This window comes from Catenulispora sp. GAS73 (assembly GCF_041262085.1).
GTDB lineage: Bacteria > Actinomycetota > Actinomycetes > Streptomycetales > Catenulisporaceae > Catenulispora.
In genome coordinates this window covers 1-15,557 of sequence record NZ_JBGCCM010000048.1, presented here as the reverse complement: position 1 = coordinate 15,557, position 15,557 = coordinate 1, and the positions used below count along the sequence as shown (strand labels likewise).

Below are 15,557 nucleotides of genomic sequence, written 5' to 3'. Positions count from 1 at the left end.
CGCACCGTCAGTTGCGCGACTCGCAGGGTCGAGGTTATGCATTGGCGATACCTGGAAGCGAGAATCCCGTACAACTCCGTACACTCGTCCGCAAGCCGTAGACCTGCGGCGATCCTCGGAAGCGGTGCCACGGAAGGGGTTCTGTGACGGACGAGACGGCCTCCGCGGCGCCCGATCCCGCGGGTGCGGTGGATCTTGCCGACTTCATCGAGCGGCTGCGGATGCTGCGGGCCCACGCCGGCTCGCCGTCGTTCCGCGTGCTCGCCAAGCGCGTCGGGCCGCTGCTGAAGCCGCCCCAGGAGATCACGCACTCGACGGTCAGCGACGTCTTCGATCCGAGCCGGCGCCGGCTGAACCAGGAACTGGTCGCGGCGATCGTGCTGGCTCTCGGCGTCCCCGAGGCGCAGGTCCCGCGCTGGCGCGCGGCGTGCGTGGCAGCGCACGCGACGAGGCGCCCGACCGGAACCGCCGGGGTGTTCCGCCAGCTGCCGGCGGAGCTGGCGACGTTCACCGGCCGACAGGAAGAGTTGGCCGCGCTGATGGGGCTGGTCGGCACAGCGGACGCGACCGAGATGGCTGACGCGGCCGACGCCGGCACCGCGGCCTACGGAAGCAGCGATATCAGCGGGACTGATATCGCCCCGCCCCGCGCCGTCGTGGTCTCCGCGATCGAGGGCATGGCCGGCGTCGGCAAGACCCAGCTGGTCATCCGCGCCGCGCACGAGTTGGTGCGCGCCGGCCGCTTCGCCGACGTCCAGCTCTACGTGAACCTGCGCGGCTTCGACGCCGACGCGGCGCCGGCCGACCCGGCCGACGTGCTCGATTCGTTCCTGCGGCAGCTGGAGGTGCCGGCGCGGCGGATCCCGGCGGACCGGGCCGAGCGGGCCGCGATGTTCCGGGACCGGATCGCCGGCCGCGACGCGCTGCTGGTGCTGGACAACGCCGCCGACGAGGCGCAGGTCGCCGACCTGATCCCGGCCGATCCGCGCTGCCTGGTGCTGGTCACCAGCCGACGGAGCCTGGCCGGGCTGGACGGCGCGCGCCTGTTCCGCCTGGACGTGTTCCCGCTGCGCGACGCGCTGGAGTTGCTGGCCCGCGTGGTCGGCGAGGAGCGGGTCGCGGCCGAGCCGGACGCCGCCGAACAGGTGGTGCGGCTGTGCGGGCTGCTGCCGCTGGCGGTGTCGTTGGCGGCGGCGCGGCTGCGGTCGCGGCCGGCGTGGAGCTTGGAACGGCTGGCGGCCTATCTGCGGGACAGCGGGCTGGACGCGGTGCGGGCCGGGAGCCGCGAGCTGCGTCCGGTGTTCGATCTGTCCTACCGCGATCTGCCGACGGATACGGCGCGCGCCTTCCGGATGCTCAGCCTGCATCCCGGCCGGGGGTTCACGACCGGTGCGGTGGCGGCGCTGATGGGGACGACGGAGGCCGCGGCGCGGAGCGCGTTGGAGTCGCTGGTCGACGAGAACCTGGTCGAGCAGCGCACCGCCGACCGGTACGAGCTGCACGACTTGCTGCACGCCTATGCGGTCGAGCGCGCCGAGATCGACGAGAGCGCGGCGGAGCGTGACGAGGCGCTGGCACGTTTGCTGACGTGGTACCTGCACACCGCCGAGAGCGTGTCGCGCACCGTCGAGAAGCGGCGCCTGCTGGAGCCGCTGCCGCCGCGCCCGGGCGAGCCGGCGCCGCCCCGCTTCGACTCCGCGCCGGAGGCGATGGCCTGGTACGACGCCGAGCGCGGGAACCTCAGCGCGGTCCTGGCCCTCGCCGCCGACACCGGCCGGCACGAGCTCGCGCTGCGGCTGCCGGTGACGCTGCTGGGCTGCTACCAGCTGCGCAAGGACTGGACCCACTGGCGGGCCGGCTACGAGACGGGCCTGGCCAGCGCGCGCGAGATCGGCGACCGGGTGGCGGAGAACCGCCTGCTGAACGGCCTCGGGCTGGCCCTGTACGACGTGCAGGAGTACGAGAAGGCGGTCGAGGTCTACCACGCGGGCCTGGCGGTGGCCGAGGAGCTGGGCGACCTGCCGCAGGTGGCCTCGATCCTGGGCAACATCGCCGGCTGCCACAGCCGCCTCGGCGACTACGCCACCTCCGAGCAGATGCACCTGCGCGGCCTGGAGCTGTTCCGCGAGGTGGGGAACCCGCAGAACCTGGCCTCGTCCCTGACGAACCTGGGCAACATGCTGCACGAGGCCAAGCGCCTGGAGGAGGCCCGCACGGCACAGACGGAGGCGTGGGCGGCGGCGCGCGAGGCCGGCAACCGCCGGTACGAGGCGATCATCCTGTTCAACCTCGCAGAGGTCTGTGTGGACCTGGGCCGCCTGGCGGAGGCCGAGGAGGACTACCGCCTGTCGCTGGCCGCCGCCCGCGAAGCCGGCGACCGCCCGGTCGAGGCGGAGGCGCTGCGGTCGCTGGCACGGCCGCTGAGGGCGCTCTCGCGGCCTGCGGAGGCCCGGGAGGTGTTGCGGGAGGCGCTGGCGGTTTTCGAGGCGCTGGGATCGCCGGAGGCGGCCGTGACGCGGGAGCGGTTGGCGGAGCTTGGAGGGTAAACCCCGACGGGTCGGGCGCGAGGCGCCGGTCGCCTCCGGATCACGACCGGCGTAGCTTGATATCAGAGGTCATATTCACTACGAACGGGGGAATTCCATGAATGCCGATCCGGAGCACGAAGGCGGCGTCGAGCGGCCCGATCCGGGAGAGGTCACAGGCGGTGCCGTCGAACGGCCGGCGCCGGGCTACACCGGTGGTGCCGTCAAGCAGCCGGACCCGAGCGAGATCTCCGGCGCCGTCACCCAGCCGGACCCGAACTACACCGGTGGTGCGGTCAAGCAGCCGGACCCGAGCGAGACGTCGGGTGCGGTCAAGCAGCCCGACCCGAGCGAGACTTCCGGCGCCGTCAAGCAGCCCGACCCGAGCGAGATCTCAGGCGGGGTCTCCCAGTCTGTCTCCCAGTCCGACCCGGGCAGCGTGACCGGCGGCTGATCTCACACCGCCGCGCCGCCCACTCCCGCCGGAGCGCTCCCCGCTCCCCGCCGGCGATCCGGCTCCAGCCCCGGGCTGCCTATCGGCAGGCACGTCGTGCACTGCGGTTCCTCGACGTGGTGCTCCGGGGTCGGCCGGGTCGCCGCGTCGCGGATGCCGAACCACGCGATCGCGCCGCTCACCGCGAACAACACCGCGGACAGGACCATCGCCTTGCTGAACGCCGGCTCCAGCTTCGCCGGGTCCGCGTACCCGTCGCCCTTCAGCCCCACCAGCAGCGGGAACGCCGCCACCGCCAGCGCCCCGGCGGCGCGCGCCACCGCGTTGTTCACGCCGCTGGCGATGCCCGCGCGGTCGGTGGTGGTCGAGTTCAGCACCGTCACGGTCACCGGGACCGCGACCATCACCATGCCCAGCGAGAACACCAGCAGCGCGGGCAGGATGTGCCCCCAGTAGTTCGGGTGGTGCCCGGAGGTCGCCAGGATCAGCGTGCCGATCGCGGTCAGCACGCCGCCGGCGGTCATCAGGCGGCGCGCGCCGAGCTTCGTGGTCAGGGCGCCGACCCGGGAGGACAGCGTCATCATCACGATCGTGGTGGGCAGCGACGCCAGGCCCGCCTGCAGCGGCTTGTAGCCGCCGACCACCTGCAGGTAGGTGGCGAAGAAGAAGAACAGCGCTCCAAGCGCCCCGTACGCGGTCAGCGTCAGGGCGTTGGCCGCGCTGAACTCCCGCGAGCTGAACAGCGACAGCGGCATCATCGGGGCCGGCGAGCGCCGTTCGACCAGCACGAAGGCGACCAGCGCCGCGATCCCGGCCAGCGCCGTCACGATCACGCTCGCCGACCCCAGCCCCTTGGCCCCGGCCTCGACCAGCGCGTAGGTGACGCCGGCCAGTCCCAGCGCGCCGAGGACCGCGCCGGGCAGGTCGAAGTGGCCCGCGACCAGTTCCTTCGACTCCGGCACATAGCGCAGCGCGATCGCCACCACCGCGACCGCCAGCGGCAGGTTGATCAGGAAGATCCAGCGCCACGACGCGTACTCGATCAGGTACCCGCCGACCAGCGGGCCGGCCGCGCCGGCGATGCTCGCCAGGCCGGACCAGGCCCCGACGGCCTTGGCGCGGTCGTCGGGGTGGAAGACGGACTGGATCAGCGCCAGGGCGCCGGGCGTCAGCAGCGCGCTGCCCACGCCCTGGATCGCGCGGAACGCGATCAGGAAGCCCAGGTTCGGGGCCAGGCCGCAGGCCAGGGAGGCGAGCGCGAACCAGATCACGCCGATCAGGAACACCCGGCGGCGGCCGAAGCGGTCGCCGAGCGAGCCGCCGACGAGCACGAACGCCGCCAGCGTCAGCGTGTAGCCGGTCACGGTCCACTGCAGACCGGCCAGCGACGCCCCGAACTGGTGGCCGATCCGCGGCAGCGCGATGTTCACGACGGTCCCGTCGAGGAACGCCATCGCCGAGCCGAGGATGGTGGTCGCCAGGACGCCGCGGCCGATCGGAGTGCCCAGTCGGACGCTGCCCGCTTCGGCGGAGGCAACCGGGGTCACGGCTCACTCACCATGCGGCCCATCGTGTCACGGGCTGGGGACGAGCGCACGCCGTCAGGGGCGCGGGGCTGGCAGGACCATGACACGGGGTGCGCGGCGGCGACTCGCGGGGCCCAGGCGGCCGGATTCGAACCGGCGTCCTCCGCATCCGTAGTGCGACGCGCCTTCCTCTGCGCTACGCCTGGATTCACCCGCCGCCGCGTGTCAGGATCATGGCACGAAAGCCCGCCCTCGCGCGACAGTGTTCGGCGACGTTTGGCGACGCGGTTCGGCGAAAGACCGGGCGGCCGGATTCGAACCGACGTCCTCCGTCCTGACAAGACGGCGTGACTGCCTCTGCACCACACCCGGCAGTGGTGCACCCTATCTACAGCGCGGCCCGGTCGCCGACGAGGCCGTCCACCACGGCCGTCCGATACGCGTCGCGGTCCACGAACTCCTCGATCAGCTCCGTGTACGGCGGCGGCTCGATCAGCGGAGCGCCGAGGTCGATCGGCGTCCGCGGAAGCCCGGCGTTCCCCAGCGCGCCGTCGGCGGCGTCCAGGATCGGATCCACCGACCCCGCCAGGATCGAGGCCCGCACCGGCTCGGCCATCCGCGACAACGCGCCGACGCGCTCCTGCTCCAATGCCCACACCGGCTCCGGGCCGGTTGTGAGAGCCAGCGTCGCGTAAGCGGCCCAGCGGATCGCCGACTCTGTCAGGCTGCTGTTGACGCGCCGCAGAACCCAGTGCACCAGCACCGGATCGTCGGACACCAGCAAGGGCTCCAGCACCGAGGCGTCCTTGTTGTGCGTCTTCAACCGGGACACGAAATCGGGCCGGAAGCCGCCGGCCGCCTCCGCCAAGCGGACCAGGCCGACTCGCAGCGCGCCGTCGGCCCCCGGCGTGAAGTACGCATGCTCCAGCACTGCGATGTCGTGCCGCTCCCGCAGTACGTGCGCCCGAACCTTCGCGAGCTCGTAGGCCGGATTCCGGTGGAGCGCCGCGCGCATGGAGTCTGTCCCCAGGGCACTGAGCGCGTAGTCGACGAACTTCGGGTGCAGCGGACCGCGGTCCAGCATGCGCGTCAGGATCCCGCCGGCCGCCTCGTTCGTGGCGCACTCACCGAGGAACGCCTCCAGTGTCCCGGGCGGCGCCATCGCCAACAGCACCGCCGAGGCGTCCACGCCACGCGGCCAGCGCGGAGCCCGGCCCGACCACGATTCGGGATCCGCGCGCTCCGGACGCACGACGGAGTCGATCAGCTCCGGCACCGAGCCGCGGTGGGAACCGGCCCGCATCGCCAATGCCAGCCAGGAATCCTCGTCGTCCCCGACCCACCGCTCCACCAACGCCGCGACGACCGCGAGCAGCTGCCGGCGCCAGGGCTCGAATTCGCTGCGGGTGACACGGAGCCCCCGCGGCTCGCGACCGCTCAGGTAGTCCTGGGTCAACGAGTCGATCGGCACCAGCAGGCCCAGGAGTTCCACCGCCGGGCGGGTGTGCACCACCACGTCCGCGGCGTCCAGCGTGCCGGACATCAGGTGTGTGATCAGCTCGCCGCGTTCACGGAAGTGGGCGCTCGCGTCCATGGGCTCATCATGGTCGAACGCGCGTCGGGCCGGCCCGGGATTTCCCGAGCCGGCCCACCGTGGGTGCGCCGCCGTGGGTGCGCGCGAGGTGTCAGCCCTCGATGTTGCTCATCACGTGCTTGATCCGCGTGTAGTCCTCGAACCCGTACATCGACAGGTCCTTGCCGTACCCGGAGTGCTTGAACCCGCCGTGCGGCATCTCGGCGACCAGCGGGATGTGCGTGTTGATCCACACGCACCCGAAGTCCAGCGCCTTCGCCGCGCGCATCGCCTTGCCGTGGTCCTTGGTCCACACCGACGAGGCCAGCGCGAACTCCACCCCGTTGGCCCAGCTGAGCGCCTGCTCCTCGCCGGAGAACTTCTGCACCGTGATCACCGGTCCGAAGACCTCGTTCTGGATGATCTCGTCGTCCTGCCGCAGCCCGGAGACGACGGTCGGGGCGAAGAAGAAGCCCACGTCCCCGACCCGGGTCCCGCCGGTCTCCACCTTCGCGTGCGCCGGCAGCCGGTCGATGAAGCCGGTGACGTGGCGCAGCTGGTTGGCGTTGTTCAGCGGGCCGTACAGCACGTCCTCGTCGTCCGGGTTGCCGGTCTTGGTGTTCTTCGCGGCCTCGGTCAGCTTCTCGACGAAGGCCTCGTACGCCGAGTCCTCGACGAGCACGCGGGTGGCGGCCGTGCAGTCCTGTCCAGCGTTGAAGAACCCGGCGACCGAGATGCCCTCGACCGCGGCGTCCAGGTCGGCGTCGGCGTAGACGATGACCGGGGCCTTGCCGCCGAGCTCCAGGTGCACGCGCTTGACGTCGGCGGCGGCGCTCTTGGCCACCTCCATGCCGGCCCGCACCGAGCCGGTGATCGAGGCCATCGCCGGGGTCTTGTGCTCGACCATGGCGCGGCCGGTGTCGCGGTCGCCGCAGATCACGTTGAACACGCCGGCCGGCAGGATCTCGCCGATGATCTCGGCCATCAGCAGAGTGGACATCGGCGTGGTGTCGGAGGGCTTGAGCACCACGGTGTTGCCCGCGGCGACGGCCGGCGCGAACTTCCAGACCGCCATCATCGCCGGGTAGTTCCAGGGCGCCACCTGCGCGCAGACCCCGACCGGCTCGCGCCGGATCCAGGAGCTGTGTCCGGCCATGTACTCACCCGAGGCCGTGCCCTCCAGCATCCGGGCGGCGCCGGCGAAGAACCGGATCTGGTCCACCATCGGGGGCAGTTCCTCCGAGGCGGTCAGGCCCAGCGGCTTGCCGGTGTTCTGCGACTCCACCGCGACGATCTCGGCGGCGCGCGCCTCGATCGCGTCGGCCACCTTCAGCAGCAGCCGCTGCCGCTCCGAGGGGGTGGTGTCGCGCCAGGCCGGGAAGGCCTCGGCAGCGGCGCGCATCGCGGCGTCGACGTCGTCGGGCTCGGAGATCGGCGCGTTCGCGACCACCTGCTCGGTGACCGGGTCGATGATCTGGCTGGTCCGGCCGGACACGGTGTCGACCGGCTTGCCGCCCACGTAGTTGCGCAGCTGGCGTGGTTCCACGGTGATGCTCTCCTCTTGGGTCAGGGCCGGCCTGGATGAGACCAGCCTACACAGTTGGGTTGACTGTGACGATGGATTCAGTGCTCAAAAACGCCCTCGCGTACGGATTCCATCGAGGAAGCCTTGCCAAGATACCGTTCCCGTTGTCACAATCCCTTTCGTGACCGACAGGACGAACGACCGGGCCAGCGGCGCCGCCGGCGGCTACCACTTGGACCCCCTGTCCAAGGCCATCATCGAACAGCTCCAGCAGGACGGACGGCGCGCCTACGCGACGATCGGCCGCGCCGTGGGCCTGAGCGAGGCGGCGGTGCGCCAGCGGGTGCAGAAGCTGATCGACGCCGGCGTGATGCAGATCGTGGCCGTGACCGACCCGCTGACCGTGGGCTTCCACCGCCAGGCGATGATCGGCATCCGCGCCGAGGGCGACCTGGAGCCGGTGGCCGACGCCCTGGCGTCGATGGCCGAGGTGGACTACGTGGTGATGACCGCCGGGTCCTTCGACCTGCTGGTCGAGGTGGTCTGCGCGGACGACGACCACCTCCTGGAGATCATCAACAAGCGGATCCGTGCTCTCCCGCAGGTCCGGTCGACCGAATCTTTCGTCTACCTGAAGCTTCGCAAGCAAACGTACACCTGGGGCGCTCTGTAACGGCAAGAACGACGCCCGCGGCGGCGCCGCCCCGAACGATCCACTCCTTGACGCGAGGAAGAGAATGAGCACCGACAGCCAGGACAAATCCGCCTACGACCATCTCTGGATGCACTTCACCCGGATGTCCGGGTACAAGGACAACCCCGTGCCCACGATCGTCCGGGGCGAGGGCGCGCGCATCTACGACAGCAACGGCAAGAGCTACCTGGACGGCCTGGCGGGCCTGTTCGTCGTGCAGGCCGGGCACGGCCGCGTGGAGCTCGCCGAGGCGGCCTACAAGCAGGCCCAGGAGCTGGCCTTCTTCCCGCTGTGGAGCTACGCGCACCCGCAGGCGATCGAGCTGGCCGACCGGCTGGCCCACTACGCCCCCGGCGACCTGAACAAGGTGTTCTTCACCACCGGCGGCGGCGAGGCGGTGGAGACCGCGTGGAAGCTGGCCAAGCAGTACTTCAAGCTGGTCGGCAAGCCGATGAAGCACAAGGTGATCTCCCGGAACATCGCCTACCACGGCACCCCGCACGGCGCGCTGTCCATCACCGGCATCCCGGACGCCAAGAAGTACTTCGAGCCGCTGGTCCCCGGCGCGCACAAGGTGCCGAACACGAACTACTACCGCGCCGACGAGATCACCGGCGTGCCCGGCATGAGCGAGGAGGAGTTCGGGATCTGGTGCGCCAACCAGGTCCAGAACATGATCCTCACCGAGGGCCCGGACACCGTCGCGGCGGTGTTCGTCGAGCCGGTGCAGAACTCCGGCGGCTGCTTCCCGCCGCCGCCCGGATATTTCCGGCGGCTGCGCGAGATCTGCGACGAGTACGACGTCCTGATGGTCTCCGACGAGGTCATCTGCGCGTTCGGCCGGCTGGGCACGATGTTCGCCTGCGACAAGTTCGACTACGTCCCGGACATCATCACCTGCGCCAAGGGCATGACGTCCGGCTACTCGCCGATCGGCGCGACCATCGTGTCGGACCGCATCGCGGCGCCGTTCTACGAGGGCACCAACTACTTCCCGCACGGCTACACCTTCGGCGGCCACCCGGTCTCCTCGGCGGTGGCGCTGGCCAACCTGGAGCTGTTCGAGCGCGAGGGCCTGAACCAGCACGTGCTGGACCACGAGGGCGCGTTCCGCTCGACGTTGGAGAAGCTCAAGGACCTGCCGATCGTCGGCGACGTGCGCGGCGACGGGTTCTTCTACGGCATCGAGCTGGTGAAGGACAAGGCCACGAAGGCGACGTTCGACGACGACGAGTCCGAGCGCCTGCTGCGCGGCTTCCTGTCCAAGGCGCTGTTCGACGCCGGCCTGTACTGCCGCGCCGACGACCGCGGCGACCCGGTGGTGCAGCTGGCGCCGCCGCTGATCGTCGGGCAGAGCGAGTTCGACGAGATCGAGCAGACGCTGCGCTCGGTGCTCACCGAGGCCTGGACGCGGCTGTAGCCGCGCAAGCCTGGCGCCTTCGGTCCCCTTGCCGGAGGCGCCTTTTCTCCCCCTGAATGGTTCTGATACAGATGAACGCTCTGGGCTCCACATCACGAACCCGAGTCCGCCGACTGCCCGAGAAGGCCGCCACCGACCGCGCCGCGCTGCACACGGTCCTGGACGCCGGCCTGGTCGCGCACGTCGCGGTCACCGACAACAGCGGCCCGAACGGCGCGGCGCAGCCGTACATCCTCCCGGTCGCCTACGCGCGGGACGGCGAGCGAGTGCTGTTCCACGGCTCGACCGGCTCGCGGCTGTTCCGCGCGCTGGCCGAGGGCGCGCCGACGTGTCTCACCGTCACGCTGCTCGACGGTCTGGTGGTGGCGCGCTCGGCCTTCGAATCCTCGATGAACTATCGGGGTGCGATGGTCCTGGGGACCTGCCGGATGCTGCCGGAGAGCGAGAAGGAGGCGGCACTGGAGCGGATCACCGAGCACCTGATGCCCGGCCGCTGGCAGGAGCTGCGCGCGCCGAAGCGCAAGGAACTCGCGGCGACCGTGGTGCTGGCTCTGCCGCTGACCGAGGCCTCGGTGAAGATCTCGACCGGCGACCCCGACGACGATCCGGACGACCTGGATTCGCCGGTGTGGGCCGGGGTCGTACCGCTGCACGAGGTGTACTGCGACCCGAGGCCGGCGGCGAATCTCGACCCGGGTATCGACGTGCCCGCCTCCATCAGGAAGTGGCGTCGGTGAGCACCCTCGACGGCAATCTCTCGCTGTGGCTGGAACAGGCTTCAGCCACCGACGCCGCGCCGAGCCGGCCCGCGCCGGATCGCGACATCGAGGCCGACATCGCGATCGTCGGCGCCGGCTACACCGGCCTGTGGACCGCGTACTACCTCGCCAAGGCCGATCCGTCGCTGCGGATCGTGGTGCTGGAGCGCGAGTTCGCCGGGTTCGGCGCCTCCGGCCGCAACGGCGGCTGGTGTTCGTCGTTGTTCCCGTCCTCGCTGGCGAAGATCGCCAAGGTTGCGAAAACCAGCGGCGGCCGAGACCGCGCGGTCGCCTTGCAGCGCACGCTGAACGAGACCGTCGACGAGGTCGGGCGCGTCGTGGCGGCCGAGGGCATCGACTGCCACTTCGCCAAGGGCGGCACCGTCATCCTGGCCCGCACGCCGATCCAGCTGGAACGCGCGAAGGCCTCGGTCGAGGAGGAGCGTTCGTACGGCTTCGGCGAGGAGGACGTCAGGCTCCTGAGTGCGTCCGAGGCCTCGGCGATGGCCGGCGCGACGCACGTGCTCGGCGGCACGTTCACCCCGCACTGCGCGGCGATCCAGCCCGCGCTGCTGGCGCGCGGCCTGGCCGAGGCGGTCGAGCGGCTCGGCGTCACGATCCACGAGCACACGGCGGTCACGGCGATCCGCGACGGCGTCGTGGAGACCGCGGACGGCCGGCACGTCCGGGCTGGCAAGGTCGTGCGCGCGACCGAGGGCTACACGCCGTCGATCGCCGGCTTCCAGCGCGATCTGGCACCGGTCTACTCGCTGATGGTCGCGACCGAGCCGCTGCCGGACGCGGTCTGGGAGCAGATCGGGCTGGCCGAGCGCCAGACCTTCTCTGACTTCCGCCACCTGATCATCTACGGCCAGCGCACCGCCGACGGCCGCCTGGCGTTCGGCGGTCGCGGCGCGCCGTACCACTTCGGCTCGCGCATCGAAGCCGACTTCGACCGCGACGACCGCGTGCACGCCGAGATCCGCCGCACCCTGCGCGAACTGTTCCCGGTGTTGAAGGACACGACGTTCACGCACCGCTGGGGCGGCGCGCTCGGCGTGCCGCGCGACTGGTTCGCCTCGGTCTGCTACGACCCGGCGCGGCGGCTGGGCTGGGCCGGCGGCTACGTCGGCGACGGCGTGGGCGCCACCAACCTGGCCGGGCGCACGCTCGCGGACTTGCTGACGGGCGACGACACCGAGCGGACGCGCCTGCCGTGGGTGAACCACCGCTCGCCGCGGTGGGAGCCGGAGCCGTTCCGCTGGCTCGGGGCGAACATCGGGCTGCGGACAATGAGCGCGGCCGATGCTGAGGAGGAGCGGACCGGGAAGGCTTCGGTGCGCGCGAAGGCGTTCGGGCGTTTCCTCGGGCACTGATTCAGGGGATGTGGAGAGACGGCCGATCCGTCGCGGCTACTTGGTGCAGGTGAGGTCGAGATCTCCGTTGTCGCCGGGCAGCGCGACCGTGAGTTTGTGCGCGGCGAGCGTGCCCTTGATGTGGATCGACACCAGTTGCGAGGAGTCGCCGACGTTGCCGAGGGTGACGTCGAAGGCGCCGGCGCCGGTGGGCAGGCCGTTCGCCTTCACGTCGTTGGTCGGGTCGTTGGCGTCGTGCAGTGTCGCGCTGCTGCCGTCCTGCTTCCAGGTGCCGCTCGCGGTGCCGGCGTTCCAGGTGCCGTCGCCGACCGTGAAGCTGAGGGGGGTGCCGCCGGTGTCGGCGGCGCCGGGGCCGGAGGCCTGGCAGGACCAGGTGCCCTTCAGGATCGCGGCGAGGTTGCCGCTGCTGCTGCCGGACAGGCCCAGGGCCAGGCCGACGCCGCCGCCGACCACGAGCACGGCAGCCGCTGCCAGCACCAGGATGCCGTTGGTGGTCTTGAGGAATGGTGGCTTCCCGGCGCTTGCGGGGAACGGCGCCTGGCCCTGAAACGGGACCTGCAGCTGTGTCTGGGTCTGGGTCTGCGTCTGGGTCAGTGCTTGGCCCTGCGCTTGCGTGGCGGCGGCCGCGGTCCGCAGCCGCTCCTCGAAGCCCGGGTTCGCGGCCACCGCGGCCGCGATCACCTGGACCAGCTCGGCGCGCGCCGACGGGTCGCCGCTGTTCATATAGGCGGGCAGACGGGGATCGTCGCCGAGGCCGGCTGAAGCCGTGGCGTAGAAGTCGTTTCCGGCGGGCAGTCGCCCGAGCCGCAGTTGGTCGAGCCCCGACACGACCCACTCGGCGAATTCCATGTCCCACCCCTCGGCTCGCCGCGAACAGACGACGCCCGGAACCTATCTCAGACCGCGAAGGCTTGACCAGCCTCTTCGAACGCGGCGTCGAGGACGGAGGCGGGGTCCGCCCGGCCGTCGGAGGCGGCCCAGTGCTGCATGGCGCCGGCGAAGGCGAGCAGGCCGAGGCCGGCGGCGAACTGGTCGCGCGGGCTCGGGGCCTCGCGGCCGGCGCGGCGGGCCAGGACCGCGGCGAGGTCGTCGCGCAGCAGGTCCTGGCGTTCGGCGAAACGCGCTCGGAGGGCGGGGATCTGCATGGTGTGGCGGATCAGGGCCACCGACTTCTCGCGGTCCTCGGCGAAGTCCTCGACGGTGACGGTCTTGACCGCCTCGCGGATCGCGACCGCCGGCGGCTCGTCGGCCGGCCGCGCGCCGACCTCGGCGACGATGCCCTCGCAGACCACGACGACGGAGGAGATGACGACGTCCTCCTTGGACGCGAAGTACCGGAAGAACGTCCGCCGGCTGACGCCCGCGGCGGCGGCGAGCTCGTCGACGGTCGTCTCCTCGAAGCCCTGCCGGGCCAGCAGGCGCAGCGCGGCCTCGGCCAACTCGTCGCGGACCAGCCGGCGTTTGCGCTCGGCCAGCGTCAGTCCGGGCTCTTCGGTTCTGCGCCTCACCCGACCACAGTAGCAGCGGATCGGCGCCTGAGGGTCATTGTTGACACTGAGTGCCAAGCAAGGCATCGTGTGCAGCAGACCGCACCGTACGAGGAGGAAGCCATGAGCACGAAGTGGACCGCCGACGCGATCCCGGCCCTGACCGGACGCACGTTCGTGGTCACCGGCGCGAACAGCGGCCTGGGGCTGGAGGCCGCGCGGCTGCTGGCCGGGAACGGCGCGCACGTGGTGATGACTGCGCGCAGCCGGGTCAAGGGCGAGGCCGCGGCGGCCCGGATCGGCCAGGACGTGCCGGGCGCGTCGCTGGAGCTGCGCACGCTGGACCTGGCCGACCTGGACTCGGTGCGGGCCTTCGCCCAGGGGCTGCACGACGACAAGGTCGGCGTCGACGTCCTGATCAACAACGCCGGCGTCATGATGGCGCCGCAGGGGCAGACGAAGCAGGGCTTCGAGGTGCAGTTCGGCACCAACCACCTCGGACACTTCGCGCTCACCGGGCTGCTGCTGGACCTGCTGACCGAAGGCAGCGACCCGCGCGTGGTGACCGTCTCCTCGACCCTCCACAAGCAGGGCTCGATCGACTTCGACGATCTGATGCGGACCAAGGGCTACAACCCCAACGCCGCCTACGCGCAGTCGAAGCTGGCGAACCTGTTGTTCGGCCTGGAGTTGCAGCGCCGGCTCAGCGCCGCCGGCTCGCCGGTGCGCTCGCTGATGGCACACCCGGGGTATTCGGCCACGAACCTGCAGTTCGCCGGGCCGACCGGCTGGCGCAAGGCGATCATGCACGTCGGCAATCCGTTGTTCGCCCAGAAGGCGTCGATCGGCGTGCTGCCCGAGGTGCGGGCCGCGGTCGCGCCGGACGTGGTCGGCGGCCAGTACTACGGCTCCGCCAAGTTCATGGAGATGCGCGGCTACCCGGAGCTGGTGCAGCCGAGCAGGCGCGCGCAGGATCCGGCGGTGGCGGCGCGGCTGTGGGAGGAGTCGGAGAAGCTGACCGGGGTCGTGTTCCCGCTGTAGCTCCGGGCCGGATTCCCGCTTTTACTATGGATTCCGCGCTGTTCGAAGACTGTAGTTCGCGCGGGAGTATCCGGCACGCATTCCGCGACTCCCGACGCCTCCTCCCCCCGCCGCTGGTCCGACGCGGGAGGGTCGCACATCCGGCGCAACGTTGGTTAGCCGGTTGCGCCCTTCAGGGCACACGGCTGCTCGTGAGCATCCCGTCTGACAACCCGATCCTGCTGGCCCGCGACTTCGGGCCCGACGCGGTCTCCCTCGCCGTCGGCGAAGGCGAGATCGTGGCCCTCAGCGGCGCCTGCGACGAAGCGTTCCTGCGCGCACTGTCCGGCACCGACCCGGCGTGGCCGGGCGGACTGTGGCTGAAGGGCGAGCCGCTGCACACCCTGCGGCCGGCGGCCCGGCTGCGCTTCGCCCACGCTCAGTGCGCCGTCGCCCCGCGCGTCGGCAAACTGCTGGCCGAACTCACGGTCCTGGAGAACACGGCCCTGCCGTTGATCCTGACCGGCCTCGGACGCCAGGAGGCCCGCCGCCGCGCGCTGCGCTGGCTGGAGCGCCTGGACGCCGTCCACTGCGCCGAATGGCGGGTCGCGGAGCTGACCCCGTCGGAGATGCGCCGCGTGGCACTGGCCCGGGCGCTGGTGCTGGACCCGGCGGTGCTGCTAGCCGAGGACCCGACCGAGGGCCTGAGCGCGCCGGAGCGCTTCCACCTGCTGCGGATCCTGCGCGCGGCCTGCGGCACGCACGGCCTGACGATCGTGGTCGCCAGCGACGACCCGGACGTGATCGGCTGGGCGGACCGGCGGATCACGGTGAAGGTCGCCGCGGCTGAGGCGGCGGAAGAAGTCGCCGAGGCAGTCGCCGAACCAGCCGTCCCGGCGGTCGCCGCTCCGATCACCGACCCGGCCGCGATGATGGGCCACCAGTCACGGGGCCTGCCGCACCGGATCGGCCGGCACGCGCGGGGCGAGCACCGGTTCTCGTCGTCGGTGGGATCCGGATCGGAGCGCGGACGATGAGCGCCCTGACCACCACCCCGGCAGCCACCACGCCGGCCGGCTCGACCACCCCCGTCGACCGCCCCCGCGACACCGCCACGCAGCCGTACGGCGCTTCCGGCTTGGAGGCCTCGCGATGAGCGCCCTGACCACCACCCCGGCGGCCACCACGCCAGCTGGCTC

The 15,557-nt window shown here is 71.4% G+C and carries 14 protein-coding genes and 2 tRNA genes; 9 read left to right on the top strand and 7 right to left on the bottom strand.

The features are described 5' to 3' along the window. The first annotated feature begins 143 nt into the window (after window positions 1-143). Window positions 144-2,546, top strand: coding sequence for a tetratricopeptide repeat protein (locus ABH935_RS44800; RefSeq protein WP_370384105.1), 2,403 nt, complete (start codon window positions 144-146; stop codon window positions 2,544-2,546). A 97-nt stretch (window positions 2,547-2,643) separates the two neighbouring features. After that, window positions 2,644-2,979, top strand: a complete 336-nt coding sequence (locus ABH935_RS44795; RefSeq protein ID WP_370384104.1) for a hypothetical protein — start codon at window positions 2,644-2,646, stop codon at window positions 2,977-2,979. Between the two features lie 2 nt (window positions 2,980-2,981). On the opposite strand, the gene ABH935_RS44790 is transcribed toward ABH935_RS44795, so the two are convergent. The 5 genes from ABH935_RS44790 to ABH935_RS44770 form a co-directional block, all read right to left on the bottom strand. Then, window positions 2,982-4,526: a DHA2 family efflux MFS transporter permease subunit gene (locus ABH935_RS44790; protein ID WP_370384103.1), complete on the bottom strand. Its 1,545-nt coding sequence runs from the start codon at window positions 4,524-4,526 to the stop codon at window positions 2,982-2,984. Between the two features lie 112 nt (window positions 4,527-4,638). Next, window positions 4,639-4,711, bottom strand: a tRNA-Arg gene (locus ABH935_RS44785). Window positions 4,712-4,804: 93 nt separating this feature from the next. Continuing rightward, a tRNA-Asp gene (locus tag ABH935_RS44780) sits at window positions 4,805-4,877 on the bottom strand. Window positions 4,878-4,893: 16 nt separating this feature from the next. Beyond that, window positions 4,894-6,099 (bottom strand): hypothetical protein, encoded by a 1,206-nt coding sequence (locus ABH935_RS44775; protein WP_370384102.1) that lies wholly within the window; start codon window positions 6,097-6,099, stop codon window positions 4,894-4,896. Window positions 6,100-6,190: 91 nt separating this feature from the next. Beyond that, a complete protein-coding gene (locus tag ABH935_RS44770) occupies window positions 6,191-7,630 on the bottom strand; it encodes a gamma-aminobutyraldehyde dehydrogenase (protein ID WP_370384155.1) in 1,440 nt (479 codons plus the stop codon). 154 nt (window positions 7,631-7,784) lie between these two features. Between ABH935_RS44770 and ABH935_RS44765 the strand changes: the two genes are divergently transcribed. The 4 genes from ABH935_RS44765 (at window position 7,785) to ABH935_RS44750 (ending at window position 11,851) form a co-directional block, all read left to right on the top strand. After that, the gene (locus ABH935_RS44765; RefSeq protein WP_370384101.1) at window positions 7,785-8,276 is read left to right on the top strand and encodes an Lrp/AsnC family transcriptional regulator; all 492 of its coding nucleotides are present in this window, start codon (window positions 7,785-7,787) and stop codon (window positions 8,274-8,276) included. Window positions 8,277-8,340: 64 nt separating this feature from the next. Next, a complete protein-coding gene (locus tag ABH935_RS44760; RefSeq protein WP_370384100.1) occupies window positions 8,341-9,717 on the top strand; it encodes an aspartate aminotransferase family protein in 1,377 nt (458 codons plus the stop codon). Window positions 9,718-9,788: 71 nt separating this feature from the next. Then, a complete protein-coding gene (locus ABH935_RS44755; RefSeq protein WP_370384099.1) occupies window positions 9,789-10,454 on the top strand; it encodes a pyridoxamine 5'-phosphate oxidase family protein in 666 nt (221 codons plus the stop codon). After that, on the top strand, window positions 10,442-11,851 hold the full coding sequence (locus ABH935_RS44750) for an NAD(P)/FAD-dependent oxidoreductase (RefSeq protein ID WP_370384098.1): 1,410 nt from the start codon (window positions 10,442-10,444) through the stop codon (window positions 11,849-11,851). The genes ABH935_RS44755 and ABH935_RS44750 overlap by 13 nt, the downstream gene beginning before the upstream one ends. Window positions 11,852-11,887: 36 nt before the next feature. Here ABH935_RS44750 and ABH935_RS44745 read toward each other — a convergent pair whose 3' ends face one another. Together ABH935_RS44745 and ABH935_RS44740 are read right to left on the bottom strand one after the other, a co-directional pair. Further along, window positions 11,888-12,700, bottom strand: a complete 813-nt coding sequence (locus ABH935_RS44745; RefSeq protein WP_370384097.1) for a hypothetical protein — start codon at window positions 12,698-12,700, stop codon at window positions 11,888-11,890. 47 nt (window positions 12,701-12,747) lie between these two features. Then, window positions 12,748-13,359 (bottom strand): TetR family transcriptional regulator, encoded by a 612-nt coding sequence (locus ABH935_RS44740; RefSeq protein ID WP_370384096.1) that lies wholly within the window; start codon window positions 13,357-13,359, stop codon window positions 12,748-12,750. A 102-nt stretch (window positions 13,360-13,461) separates the two neighbouring features. Between ABH935_RS44740 and ABH935_RS44735 the strand changes: the two genes are divergently transcribed. The 3 genes from ABH935_RS44735 (at window position 13,462) to ABH935_RS44725 (ending at window position 15,514) form a co-directional block, all read left to right on the top strand. After that, the gene (locus tag ABH935_RS44735) at window positions 13,462-14,379 is read left to right on the top strand and encodes an oxidoreductase (RefSeq protein ID WP_370384095.1); all 918 of its coding nucleotides are present in this window, start codon (window positions 13,462-13,464) and stop codon (window positions 14,377-14,379) included. Window positions 14,380-14,570: 191 nt separating this feature from the next. Next, a complete protein-coding gene (locus ABH935_RS44730; RefSeq protein WP_370384094.1) occupies window positions 14,571-15,395 on the top strand; it encodes an ATP-binding cassette domain-containing protein in 825 nt (274 codons plus the stop codon). Then, window positions 15,392-15,514, top strand: coding sequence for a hypothetical protein (locus ABH935_RS44725; RefSeq protein WP_370384093.1), 123 nt, complete (start codon window positions 15,392-15,394; stop codon window positions 15,512-15,514). The genes ABH935_RS44730 and ABH935_RS44725 overlap by 4 nt, the downstream gene beginning before the upstream one ends. Window positions 15,515-15,557: the final 43 nt, after the last annotated feature.